This window comes from Pseudomonas sp. CROZ-RG-20F-R04-15 (genome assembly GCF_022662375.1).
Classification (GTDB): Bacteria; Pseudomonadota; Gammaproteobacteria; order Pseudomonadales; family Pseudomonadaceae; genus Aquipseudomonas.
In genome coordinates, this window is sequence record NZ_JAKNQL010000002.1 from 212,966 (window position 1) to 225,570 (window position 12,605).

Here is a 12,605-nt window from a genome sequence, read left to right on the forward strand (position 1 = left end):
AATCGGTTTAATCGCCTATTCGCGTATAAGCTTGGTTGTAACTGCGTAGCCATAGGGCTTGGCCTGGCGTAAGGAAGTGGATGAACAAGTTTCTAGCCGTTGCAGTGGTCCTGATGTTGGCAGGATGCAGCACCAACGCGAAAACCCATGCCGTGCGTGGCGTCAGTGGTGTTGAGGTTGACTGCTCCGGCCTTGGTTCTGGTTGGGATAAGTGCCAAAGGCGCGCTGCCAAGGAGTGTAAAGGAGTCGGTTACAAGGTCATCACTCGTTCTGATGATGCAAAAGAAGAAGACGGGTTTCTGTTTGGCTTCAATCCCGCAGGTTACGTAACCCGAACCATGGTGGTGATATGTCGCTAGTGCGCAGAGATCCGGGTTCGCTAATTGAATGACTTAAAGTGGGCGTTTCGACCCCAGAGAGCTTATGTTAATTCTTGGGCTGTTCAAAATCTTCCGGTCATGCTAAAACCATTTGAGCACTGATATAGCTGCTTGAAAAAGAAGGGAAAAATATGACGAAGTCGGAGTTGATCGAACGAATTGTCACCCATCAAGGGCTACTCTCATCCAAGGATGTGGAGCTGGCCATCAAGACCATGCTTGAACAAATGTCTCAGTGCCTTGCCACGGGTGATCGCATTGAGATCCGTGGATTTGGCAGCTTCTCCCTACACTACCGTGCGCCCCGCGTCGGCCGTAACCCTAAGACTGGCCAGTCTGTAAGTCTGGACGGTAAATTCGTCCCGCATTTCAAGCCGGGCAAGGAATTACGTGACCGGGTGAACGAGGAAGAGGAGGAGGGCGCTTGATCTTTGCTATTGAGATTCGAGGGGGCGTGAATGCCTAACCTGAAACGCATACTGGTTTGTGTTTTTCTCCTGCTGATGATTCTGCTTGTTCTAGTGTTTGTGCTTGAGAACCAGCAGTCAGTTTCGCTTTTGTTTCTGGGTTTTTCCGGTCCGCAACTGCCAGTGTCTGTGGTGGCAATGCTGGCAATGCTGATCGGTATGCTGATCGGCCCAGTAATGTGCTGGTTTTTGGGGCGTTCGTCCAGAGCCGCACGCAAGCGGATGATTTGAAAACGACGAGCGTCCGGCATCTGTCGAAATTGCGTCTCTGCATATCTTTATCCATTAGTAAAACGTCCGTTAAGCTGTAAAATGCAGCCTTGTTCGACTAGGTGCTTGTTGCACGTCGATTCAGACTGACTCTTACGGAAGCCTCGTTCTGATGGTTTCTGCATTCATGAATTAGGCGGTGCCCGGTGAGGGCACTGTTTGCAGCTCAAGGGTGTGGTTTTAAAGTGAAAATTCTAGTTACCGGCGGCGCCGGGTTCATCGGTTCGGCAGTCATCCGTCACATCATTTCCAACACCACCGACTCTGTCGTCAATGTCGATAAGCTTACTTATGCAGGTAATCTCGAGTCGCTGGCTGAGGTTGGCCAAGACCCGCGTTATGCTTTCGAACGCGTTGATATCTGTGACCGTGATCAAGTTGATCGAGTTCTGCGTGAGCACCAACCGGATGCGATCATGCATCTGGCCGCAGAGTCTCATGTTGACCGTTCAATTTCTGGTCCGTCTGAGTTTATACAGACCAACATTATCGGTACTTACACGCTGCTGGAAGCTGCCCGCCATTATTGGGCAGCGCTGGATGATGTGCGCAAAGTCAACTTCCGTTTTCACCATATTTCGACTGACGAAGTTTACGGAGACCTCGAAGGTCCGGAAGATCTCTTCACTGAAACCACCCCGTACCAGCCAAGCTCGCCTTATTCGGCAAGCAAGGCGAGTTCCGATCACCTCGTCCGTGCTTGGGCTCGTACTTACGGCTTGCCGACCTTGGTCACCAATTGCTCTAACAACTACGGCCCTTGCCACTTCCCCGAGAAATTGATCCCGCTGATCATCCTTAATGCGCTGGAAGGCAAGCCGTTGCCCGTTTATGGGAAAGGCAACCAGGTTCGTGACTGGCTCTACGTGGAAGATCACGCCCGTGCACTTTATAAGGTCGTGACTGAAGGTGTTGTTGGTGAGACCTATAACATTGGTGGTCATAACGAAAAGCAGAACATTGAAGTCGTGCATACCCTTTGTGCCTTGCTGGATGAATTGCGTCCAGATTCGGCGCATCGCCCGCACGCCAGCCTGATTACATATGTTCAGGATCGCCCGGGTCACGATCAGCGCTACGCGATTGATGCAAGCAAGATTCAGCGTGAGCTCGGCTGGACCCCTGAAGAGACTTTTGAAACCGGTATTCGCAAGACCGTTGAGTGGTACCTGAGCAACACTGATTGGGTAGAGCACGTGAAGAGTGGAAGCTACCAGCAGTGGATCGACCAGAACTATGCGGATCGCTCGGGCAAAGTATGAAAATTCTCCTTCTGGGTAAAAACGGTCAAGTGGGTTGGGAGTTGCAGCGCTCACTTGCGCCGTTGGGCGAATTGATCGCGCTGGATCGGCACACGGTCGCAGGTCTCAGCGGTGACTTGGCTGACCTTGAATCGCTTCGTGCAACGATTAGTCAAGTCAAACCTGACATCATCGTCAACGCGGCAGCCTACACTGCTGTTGATAAAGCCGAGTCAGAAATGGAGCTTGCTGATCGTGTCAACGGCTTGGCAAGTCAGGTGATGGCGCAGGAGGCTGCTTCCCTGGGCGCGTGGTTGATTCATTATTCGACAGACTACGTCTTCAATGGTGCGGGCTCGACGTCATGGAAAGAAACTGATTCCGTTGCTCCAGTGAATCATTACGGCTCAAGTAAGCTCGCTGGTGAGCGGGCAATCATCGAGTCCGGTTGCAAGTATCTGATTTTCCGTACCAGTTGGGTTTACGGCGCTCGAGGCAACAACTTTGCCAAGACGATGCTGCGACTGGCGAAAGAGCGGGAAACGCTCAGCGTGATCGCTGATCAGGTTGGTTCGCCTACCGGCGCAGATTTAATTGCTGACGTAACTGCTCTGGCAATTCAGCAGGTGCTGAAGCGTGCCGAGCTTGGAGGTCTTTACCACTTGGCGGCAGCAGGTGAAGTGTCATGGCATGGTTATGCCAGTTACGTTATCGACTTTGCCAAGGCGCACGGCGAAGAGCTGGCGGTATCGGCCGTTGATCCTATCGAAACCACTGCTTATCCAACGCCAGCGAGCCGCCCGTTGAACTCGCGGTTGAATACTCAAAAGCTACGTGACAATTTTTCACTATATTTACCTGGCTGGCAGGGCGGTGTAAGCCGAATGCTTACAGAGTTTTTGAGTAAATAATTGTATTCAAAAACTTTTTTGTAACTGTCGACCAGTGGGCAAGTGTTTGCGTATGCGAGTCTATTTCCTGAGTATCACTATAAGAAATAGGTGGTGTGATTGGTGTTCTCGCAGGCTGCTCCTATTCACTGGTTCTATCTCCGTTTTTTTGAGCAAATGCGTTAACGAGTGCTAGCGGGAGTGGTATGCCGGTTAAACATCCCAAGATTGCGGTTTTGCTGGCTGCCTACAATGGTACTCAGTGGATTGAAGAGCAGTTAGCCACGATTATTGGTCAGTTGTTTGTCGATATAGCTGTTTATATTAGTATTGATCCTTCCGTTGATGGCACTGAAGAGTGGTGTGCAGCATATGCTGCGCTTCACCAAGAAGTACATATTTTACCTGCTGCTGGTAAGTTTGGTGGTGCATCTCGAAATTTCTTTCGGCTCATTCGTGATGTCGATTTTAAAGATTATGATTACATTGCTTTTGCCGATCAGGATGATCGTTGGCATGAGGATAAGCTTCACCGTGCCATTTGTGCAATTGAGTCGCTGGAGGTCGATGCTTACTCCAGTAATGTCACGGCTTTCTGGTCTGATGGTAAAACCTGTTTGTTGGATAAAGCCCAGCCTCAAGTTGCATGGGATTACTTGTTTGAGGCGGCGGGGCCGGGCTGTACTTACGTAATGAGTAGTAACCTCATGGGCCCGCTCAAGGCGTCAGTGCTTGATAACTGGCAACTGTTGCAGGCTGTCAGTTTGCACGATTGGTATTGTTATGCATTTACTAGAAGTCAGGGGTTCAGGTGGCACATAGATCCCGCGCCTTCAATGGATTATCGTCAGCATGCAGCCAATCAGATAGGTGCCAACAAGGGATTGAGTCCTCTACTTGCTCGCTTTAAATCGATTCATAATGGTTGGTGGTTCAGTCAGGTGCAATTGATTGCCAGCTTGGTCGGCGAGCGTTCGGATCCATTTATCCGGATTTGTTTGAAATTGCATCGTAAACAACTTGTCAAGCTTTCATTTAGTGCGTGGAAGTGCCGCAGAAGGCTGCGTGATAAATTTCTTTTTTTCTTGATTTGCTGGTTGGCTGCACTGATAGGGAAACAAGCCAAATGAATCTACCCCAAGTTTTGGTCACAGGAGCGAGCGGCTTTGTTGGCGAAGCGTTAGTTTTCCGACTGTTGGTAGACAGGGAATACACTCCAATTGCAGTTTTACGAAAGCCTACGCGGCTGTGTGGGTTGTGTCGTATTCAAACACTGGACTTGGGTGATCCAAAGAGCTTGCCGGTGCTCGTTAATGTTGAAGTTGTGATTCATGCGGCTGCTCGAGTGCATGTCATGAATGAAACTGCAGACAATGCATTGGCCGAGTTTCGAAAAATTAACGTTGATGGCACTTTAAGGTTGGCGCGGCTTGCTGCTGAATCGGGTGTGAAGCGTTTCATCTTCGTTAGTTCAATTAAGGTTAATGGAGAGACTACGGTTTCGGGTCGGCCATTTCGTGCTGATGATCCCTCAAGCCCATGCGATCCTTATGGTGTTTCAAAGTATGAGGCTGAAGAGGCTTTAAAGGCACTCGGGTATAAAACCGGCATGGAGATCGTCATCATCCGCCCACCGCTGGTTTATGGTCGTGGAGTGAAAGCTAACTTCCTCAGTATGCTGAACTTGATCTACAAAGGTATGCCACTACCTCTTGGCGGTATTCGAAATCAGCGAAGTCTTGTGGCGATCGAAAATCTGCTAAGTCTAATAATTACCTGCATCGATCATCCTGCTGCGTCTAATCAAACCTTTCTGGTTAGTGATGGCGACGATGTTTCTACGCCCCAACTCTTGCGTCGCTTGGCGAGGGCGTTAGACAGGCCTGCGCGACTTTTGCCAATTCCAGGGTGGATGTTGGAGTGGGGGGGCTCCGTGTTGGGTAGAAGGGGTGTGGTGGCGCGTGTCTGTGGTTCGCTGCAAGTTGATATTGAAAAAAACAGTGAGCTGCTTGATTGGAAGCCCATCTTTAGTATGGAAAAAGCCCTGCATCAAACGGCTGACTATTATCTGGAAGAGCGAGCGAAATGAAAGTTTGGTGGCTGCTTATAGTAGTATTCATTTGCTCTTGGGGGATGACGTTCTTGCTTCGTCGATATGCCCTAGCGGCGAACTTGATGGATGTGCCCAATGAGCGCAGCTCGCATTCTATTCCAACTCCGCGTGGTGGCGGGGTCGCGATCGTTGCTTCCTTTCTTCTGATATTGCCGGTTGCTGCAAGCCTAGGACTGCTAAGTAGTGCACTTCTATATTCGTTTCTAGGGGCGGGGTTACTTATTGCGATCATAGGCTTCGCCGATGATCATGGACATATTGCTGCAAGGTGGCGGTTGTTTGGTCATTTCATTGCAGCGGGTTGGGCGTTGTATTGGCTCAACGGGTTTCCTCCGATCGATATGTTTGGTGTGATTCTAAATATGGGTTGGACCGGAGACATATTGGCATTGGTGTATCTGGTCTGGATGCTCAATTTATATAATTTTATGGATGGCATTGACGGTTTGGCCAGTGCGGAGGCCATTAGCGTTTGTTTGGGTATGTGCCTTATTTACTGGTTGTGTGGGGTTGTCGATATGATTTGGCCGCCGTTGATTCTCGCGGCGGCTGTTGCCGGGTTTTTATGGTGGAACGTGCCTCCTGCGCGCATCTTTATGGGGGATGCGGGAAGTGGATTCCTGGGGGTAGTTTTGGGCGTAATTGTTCTTCACGCTACGTACAGTAATCCTAGGTTTTTCTGGAGTTGGCTGCTCCTGTTGGGTGTCTTTGTCGTAGACGCAACTTGGACGCTTGTTCGCAGATTATTGGCGGGGGAAAAGGTCTTTCAAGCGCACCGTAGTCACGGTTATCAAAAAGCCGCTGCTCGCTGGGGGCATTTAAAAGTAACTTGCGCGGTCGTAATCTTAAATATTGCTGTACTGCTTCCAATTTCTATTTCGGTAGCAATGGGCAAGCTGGATGGTCTGGTCTCAGTAGTAATGACCTACTTACTGCTTGCTTGCCTTGCATGTTGGACAAGGGCTGGTGTGAAATGAACGCGTACCTTCAGTTTGTAAAGACAGAGGTGTCGACAAACGCTGCTTTCATGGTGTCTGTGGGCAAAAGCTATGCTCGCGAGATTTATTGTACACAAGGTTCAGTACAGTGATGGCAATTAGCTTTGTTTAGGGATGCAGAGCTGGCGTTGCATTCTGTAACAGTTACTGAATTCTACCGTCGGTCAATGTCCAGATTGTATTTAAGAGCGGTTTCTGTGATAATTTTGACCTTTTTTAATGTGTATCAAGGTGTCCTCTATTCCTTTGTTAAGGAATAATATGAGGCCAAATTCATCAGGGTTTCGCTGTCGTTGGGCGGCCAGTTGGAGCGTTCTGATTGTTACGGGTAACCCAGCGGCCTGCCAGTGAGGTTGAATTGTTCAGATATGATGCTGCCATGCTATGTGCCAGCTCAGGCAGGCAGAGCGAGAGGAAGGCTCCTCGGCAGCGTTCGAAAAAGGAACGCTTCGCTCGTTTTATCCTCGAACAGGTCCAGGCAGCATGTGAAGAACTGAATTCCATCCCGAAACGGGGGGCTATAAGTGACAAAGGTTTATCTTATCCCGGCCTAACGCCTCAACGGCTCCCGACTCAATTATCCAAAAACTGCAGAATGCCTTTCCATTGCGCTTGCCTGAATGGCAAGGCGGTGTGGCACGGATGCTCATAGAGACACAGAGAAATAAACATGCTCAAACGTAAAGGAATCATCCTGGCCGGCGGCTCAGGCACTCGTCTCCATCCTGCGACTTTGGCTATTTCCAAGCAGTTGCTGCCGGTCTATGACAAGCCAATGATCTACTATCCGCTGACCACACTCATGCTGGCGGGGATTCGCGATATCCTGATCATTTCCACACCTCAGGACACACCTCGTTTCGAACAGCTGTTGGGCGATGGCAGCAGTTGGGGCTTGAATATTTCCTATGCTGTGCAGGCTTCACCAGATGGCCTGGCCCAGGCCTTTATCATCGGTGAAGAATTCATAGGTAATGACCTGTCAGCGTTGGTGCTTGGCGACAATATTTACCATGGTCATCATTTTGATGAACTACTTCAAAGCGCCATGGTTCGGCAAGAAGGGGCGAGCGTATTTGCCTATCACGTGAACGATCCTGAGCGATATGGGGTCGTGGAGTTTGATGGCACAGGTAAGGCCATTAGCCTGGAAGAGAAGCCTGTTCAGCCGAAATCCAACTATGCAGTAACCGGGCTGTATTTTTATGATCAGCAAGTTGTTGATATTGCCAAGAATATAAAGCCATCGCCTCGTGGTGAGCTTGAGATTACCGACGTCAACCGTGTCTACATGGAGCGGGGTAGCTTATCCGTAGAGATCATGGGTCGAGGTTATGCCTGGTTGGATACGGGGACTCATGACTCTCTACTTGAAGCCAGTCACTTTATTGCTACGCTTGAGCACCGTCAGGGCCTAAAAGTAGCCTGTCCCGAAGAAATTGCCTTTCGGCAAAAGTGGATCAGTGCGGAGCAATTGGAGAAGCTTGCTGCCCCATTGTTAAAAAATGGCTATGGTCAGTACCTGAAGCGCATTCTGATAGAGACAGTGTACTGATGATTGCCACCCGGCTTGCTATTTCTGATGTGGTTCTATTCGAGCCCAAAGTATTCGGTGACGAACGTGGTTTTTTTTACGAAAGCTTCAATCAACAGCTGTTTGAGGCTGCAATTGGTCGCCGCGTAAATTTTGTGCAGGACAACCATTCTCGCTCAACGAAAGGAGTGTTGCGTGGTCTGCACTATCAGCTTAATCAACCTCAGGGAAAACTGGTGCGTATAGCACAAGGTGAGGTTTTTGATGTGGCTGTAGATATGCGTCAAGGCTCTCCCACGTTCGGGGAGTGGGTTGGCGAGCACCTTAGCGCTGAAAACAAGAAACAGCTGTGGATTCCTGAGGGATTTGCGCATGGTTTTATCGTGCTAAGTGAAAGTGCCGAATTCCTATATAAGACAACCAATTATTATGATCCGGGTTCTGAACGGTCTCTCTTGTGGAACGACCCGGAGTTGAATATTAATTGGCCAGGCCAACTCGATCCCGTCTTGTCTTCGAAAGATCAAGGTGCCAAGCGGTTAAGGGAAGCGGAGAGTTTTTCACTAAATTTCCTTAATGACAAAGAGAGCGATAAATGAAAGAGGGAATAACAGATCTGTTTGCGTCTATTGCCAGGCGCGACATTTGGCTTCATTTCGCTATTAGTGATACCAAGGCGCGGTACTCGAGAAGTACTCTTGGACCGTGGTGGATTACATTAGGGACCGCTCTGGGTGTTATAGGGTTAGGGTTGGTGTGGAGCGCCGTAATGAACGTCGATCTTCATGTCATGCTCCCTAATCTTGCCGTGGGTCTGGTTTTGTGGTTTATGATTTCGGGCATTATTTCCGAGTCGTCAAACTGTTTTACCAATCAATCGTCAGTTATTAGAAACTACCCACTACCGCTATCACTTCATACGTTGCGGTTGCTCTCCAAGCATCTGATTAATTTCTCTCACAATATATCTATCGTAATTGTTGTTTTCTTTATATATGGGTTTCCAAGTCTGGTGAATTTCGGCTGGGCAGTACTGGGTTTCCTCCTTCTGGTGCTAAACCTTTGGTGGATTTCCCTTCTGGTTTCGACTTTAGGAGCGCGGTTCCGTGATCTGGGTCCATCGATTGACGCACTGATGCCGATCCTGTTTTTCCTGACTCCCATTCTTTACAAGAAATCCGATGTAGTTTCTGCTGCGGCCTGGTTTCAGTACAATCCGATAGCAACCTTGTTTTCTCTCGTTAAAAACCCTCTGCTTTCGTTGCCCGTAACACCCGTCGACTACGCCAATATGGCTGTACTTGGTCTGGTGGGTTGGGTGCTGGCTGTCGCGGTTTTTGGTCGTCACAAAAAACATATTGTTTTCTGGATTTGATATGGCACTTATAGAGCTTAAAGATCTATCGTTGACTTTTCCTGTGATAACTGAGGCCGGGGCGTCGATAAGAAATAAGTTGGTGAGAATGAGTACGGGTGGTGTTATCAAAAGTGATAACACTCATACTGTTCATATTCAAGCATTAAAAAATATAAACCTGACACTCAAGCCCGGCGATAGAGTTGGTCTGATTGGGCACAATGGTTCTGGTAAAAGCACACTATTAAGAACTCTCGCGGGAATCTACGCTCCTTCAAGTGGAACTCGACACATGGAGGGTAGTGTTCGAGCGCTATTTGAGTTGGGAGTCGGGACCGATCATGAGTTATCGGGTCGCGCCAATATCGACCGTCTAGCTCGTCTATATGGTTATCCGCTGGAAAAAGTACGAAGTGACATTGCCGCCATCGAAAGCTTTTCCGGGCTGGGCGGGTATCTGGATCTGCCAATTAGATCCTACTCTTCTGGTATGCAGTTAAGGCTGATTTTTACTGTTTCCACGCTTTATCCCAGCGACATTCTCCTCATTGATGAGGTTTTTGGTGTTGGAGATGAAGCATTCCAGGAAAAAGCCAAGCAGCGTATGGAAAGCATGATGCAAAGCTCCAAAATTGTTGTAATAGCTTCTCATTCGAAGGAGCTGATTAATAAATTCTGCAATAAAACAATCAGGCTTGAGTCGGGCAGTATCGTGGAAGTTAATGAGATAAAGGAGGACGTATGAGTAAAGCTGCATTTTTGAGGATTGCCAAAGTTTCAGCGTTTGAAATTCTGGGGCCCTATGCTTGTCGTCTTGCTCTGGCTACTTTGCGCGAAGGGAAGCGCCCGGTAAATTTATCTTTGAGAGTTAGGATTGCCTACTACTCTCTAAGGTTCGTAAATATTTTCTTCCCTATGGCCTCCATGATGCGGGAGCAAGAGAAGTCAGAGATCGAGCGGCCACAAGTTTATGACGAGCATCTATTGAACTTGATGGTTAACAGAGCTTACGATCTTCCCGAGGTTGTTGTCGATGCAAATGCCCCGGTACGTGTAAACGTATTAGTGCCTGCGTTCACAATAAACACGATCTCGGCAGGTTTCTTTGGTGTTTTCAACGTGGCCCTGTTTATTGCTCAGCAAGGCTACCGTGTTCGTTTGGTACTGTTTGATAATTTCTACTATGTTGAAGACGAGTTTCGGCGTGCTTTGAAAAAATTCCCCTCCATGGAGAATTTGTTTGAACAGCTTGAGATTGAATACATAGGTTCACGAATTGAGCCCCTAGTTGTGTCGCCGAAGGATAATAGTGTTGCTACCGTTTGGTACAGTGCTTATTTCGCCAATAAGATCGCACAATCAACAGGTGGTCGCCCGTTTCTTTATCTGATTCAGGATTTTGAAGCGGCATTCTATCCGTTTAACAGTCAGTACTGCATTTCCAGAAATTCCTACGACTTCAAATATCATACTTTGTCGTCGTCTAGTGCTTTGCTGGAATACCTGAAGGTTAACTCTGTTATTCCTGAGGGGCCGAATCTCAAAGCCATAAGCTTTGATAATGCTTATTCTTCGTCTATCTACTCGCAAGAAGAGTTTCATACTCAGAAGAAAAAGAGCAAAAAACGTTTTGTGTTCTATAGCCGTCCCGCGGTTAACAGAAATATGTTCGAAATGGCAGCTCTGGCATTGATTGATGCTTTCAAAAAAGGCGCATTCGACGAGGACGACTGGGAGTTTTACGGCATGGGCATTGGTAATACTACGGTTCGGTTGGCCGACGGTGTAGAAGTTACCCAGCTACCAAGGATGCCTTTGGATGAATACGAGGCGATCACCAAGACGTTCGACTTGTGTCTGACGTTGATGTCCTCGCCGCACCCTAGCTTGATTCCTATGGATCTCGCAGCCTCAGGTGCGATTGTTGTAACAAATACCTTTGAAACGAAAACGCCACAATATCTGACTAATATTTCAAAAAATATTATTCCTGCTCATCCCGACCTGCATCAGTTGTCGCAGGCAATTGTTGAGGGCGTAAAGCGTACTAACGATACTCATGCCCGCTATGAAAATGCCACAGTGAACTGGCCTAAGTCGTGGAACGAGACTTGGACGAATAAACATCGTGATTTTATTCAAGAGGTTTTTGCTGATGCAAAATAAGAATGATTTTGAGGAGCATCTTCGCGCGATCGGCACGCAATGTGGTTGCGATAAAGTCATTCCACATAACTATCATCCTTTTTACGCAACACATTTTTTGGATTATGTTGGTCGCCCGTTCAAACTGCTGGAGATCGGCGTAGGTGGAGAGGGGCGGGAAGTAGGCGGCGCGTCGCTGAAACTTTGGTCCGAAGTCTTTCCATTAGCAGAAATATACGGTCTTGATATTTATGATAAAAGTGTCCTGGACACCGACAAAGTAAAAACTTTTATTGTCGACCAGGGCGATGCTGCGGCTTTGAACGAGTTCGTGGCGAAGCATGGTCCATTTGATATCATTATTGATGATGGTAGCCATAAACGCGCTGATCAACTAACCAGCTTGTTCGCTCTTATCTCAAGTGTCGTGCCGGGAGGTTACTACGTTCTTGAAGATTACTTTACCTCGTACTGGCCTGTTTACGACGGCTCCACGTTGGCTAAAGATTTTCTTGATACGCCAGTCCGGTGGCTGAAGCAATCCATTGATATAATCAACAGAAACAATCTTCTTTCTGAAGAAGTTAAAGGCATGCTTCCCGATTGGGGAGTTGAAGAACTGCATGTTTATCCTGGTGTTGCTTTTTTAAGAAAAGGAATGCAGGCAGTTCGCAGCGAGATACCAAGTGCCGATTTTTCTGAAAATCAGATAGAGTTGGATGATCTGCGTTACGGTGAATATAAGTCTCTGTTCTTTGATTACGCGAGAGACCCAATGGTCAGTCTGACCATGCTGCGCGAAATAAAAAAGAAGATAGAAGACGAGATATCAAGTATCGAGAGCGGAACTCCTTCAGAAGGCTCGAGTGATCCGCAGAGTTAAGATTGATGGTGGCTTGGGGAACTGTTCTCAATTGTGAACAGCTCCCCAGACTTTCCTTAAGTTTTCACGAGCATTTTCCCCGCGACACTCTGGCGAAGTTGGTGAATCAATTTTCTGCTTCACTTGAAACTCTTGTTCGTTTGGAAAAATAGCACCCGTTGTTGTTTTGCCATACTCTCCTTGTACTGCAGATTTTCGTCACACCGCTTTCAGTCTCAACGCATGCGCAGCTTTTAAGGCTGTTACTCTTGGCTGGTGCCTAATATTTTTCTATATCGTTGATTAACTTGGCGGCAGAATCCCAAGCCGCAGTCCTTCGGTCAGACT

At 48.0% G+C, this 12,605-nt stretch carries 14 protein-coding genes; all 14 read left to right on the forward strand.

Annotation, left to right across the window (positions count from 1 at the left end; genetic code table 11):
* Nucleotides 1-80 precede the first annotated feature (80 nt).
* A complete protein-coding gene (locus L8H52_RS05315; RefSeq protein ID WP_242205758.1) occupies nt 81-359 on the forward strand; it encodes a hypothetical protein in 279 nt (92 codons plus the stop codon).
* A gap of 152 nt (nt 360-511) precedes the next feature.
* Nucleotides 512-808, forward strand: a complete 297-nt coding sequence (ihfB, locus tag L8H52_RS05320) for an integration host factor subunit beta (protein WP_007950920.1) — start codon at nt 512-514, stop codon at nt 806-808.
* Between the two features lie 30 nt (nt 809-838).
* Complete coding sequence (locus L8H52_RS05325) at nt 839-1,078, forward strand: LapA family protein (protein WP_242205756.1); 240 nt, start codon at nt 839-841, stop codon at nt 1,076-1,078.
* A 224-nt stretch (nt 1,079-1,302) separates the two neighbouring features.
* Nucleotides 1,303-2,379 (forward strand): dTDP-glucose 4,6-dehydratase, encoded by a 1,077-nt coding sequence (gene rfbB, locus L8H52_RS05330; RefSeq protein WP_242205754.1) that lies wholly within the window; start codon nt 1,303-1,305, stop codon nt 2,377-2,379.
* A complete protein-coding gene (gene rfbD, locus L8H52_RS05335; protein ID WP_242205752.1) occupies nt 2,376-3,269 on the forward strand; it encodes a dTDP-4-dehydrorhamnose reductase in 894 nt (297 codons plus the stop codon). The genes rfbB and rfbD overlap by 4 nt, the downstream gene beginning before the upstream one ends.
* A 185-nt stretch (nt 3,270-3,454) precedes the next feature.
* Complete coding sequence (locus L8H52_RS05340; RefSeq protein WP_242205750.1) at nt 3,455-4,378, forward strand: glycosyltransferase; 924 nt, start codon at nt 3,455-3,457, stop codon at nt 4,376-4,378.
* The gene (locus tag L8H52_RS05345) at nt 4,375-5,337 is read left to right on the forward strand and encodes an SDR family oxidoreductase (RefSeq protein ID WP_242205748.1); all 963 of its coding nucleotides are present in this window, start codon (nt 4,375-4,377) and stop codon (nt 5,335-5,337) included. The genes L8H52_RS05340 and L8H52_RS05345 overlap by 4 nt, the downstream gene beginning before the upstream one ends.
* Nucleotides 5,334-6,338: a glycosyltransferase family 4 protein gene (locus tag L8H52_RS05350; protein WP_242205746.1), complete on the forward strand. Its 1,005-nt coding sequence runs from the start codon at nt 5,334-5,336 to the stop codon at nt 6,336-6,338. Before L8H52_RS05345 ends, L8H52_RS05350 begins: the two co-directional genes overlap by 4 nt.
* Nucleotides 6,339-7,029: 691 nt before the next feature.
* Complete coding sequence (gene rfbA / locus L8H52_RS05355) at nt 7,030-7,914, forward strand: glucose-1-phosphate thymidylyltransferase RfbA (RefSeq protein ID WP_242205744.1); 885 nt, start codon at nt 7,030-7,032, stop codon at nt 7,912-7,914.
* Complete coding sequence (rfbC, locus tag L8H52_RS05360; protein ID WP_242205742.1) at nt 7,914-8,492, forward strand: dTDP-4-dehydrorhamnose 3,5-epimerase; 579 nt, start codon at nt 7,914-7,916, stop codon at nt 8,490-8,492. The genes rfbA and rfbC overlap by 1 nt, the downstream gene beginning before the upstream one ends.
* Nucleotides 8,489-9,268 carry an ABC transporter permease gene (locus L8H52_RS05365; protein ID WP_242205740.1) on the forward strand — a complete coding sequence of 260 codons (780 nt, stop codon included), beginning with the start codon at nt 8,489-8,491 and terminating at the stop codon, nt 9,266-9,268. The genes rfbC and L8H52_RS05365 overlap by 4 nt, the downstream gene beginning before the upstream one ends.
* Before the next feature lies 1 nt (nt 9,269).
* Nucleotides 9,270-9,995, forward strand: a complete 726-nt coding sequence (locus L8H52_RS05370; RefSeq protein WP_242205738.1) for an ABC transporter ATP-binding protein — start codon at nt 9,270-9,272, stop codon at nt 9,993-9,995.
* The gene (locus L8H52_RS05375) at nt 9,992-11,416 is read left to right on the forward strand and encodes a hypothetical protein (RefSeq protein WP_242205736.1); all 1,425 of its coding nucleotides are present in this window, start codon (nt 9,992-9,994) and stop codon (nt 11,414-11,416) included. Before L8H52_RS05370 ends, L8H52_RS05375 begins: the two co-directional genes overlap by 4 nt.
* Nucleotides 11,406-12,278: a class I SAM-dependent methyltransferase gene (locus tag L8H52_RS05380; RefSeq protein WP_242205734.1), complete on the forward strand. Its 873-nt coding sequence runs from the start codon at nt 11,406-11,408 to the stop codon at nt 12,276-12,278. Before L8H52_RS05375 ends, L8H52_RS05380 begins: the two co-directional genes overlap by 11 nt.
* Nucleotides 12,279-12,605: the final 327 nt, after the last annotated feature.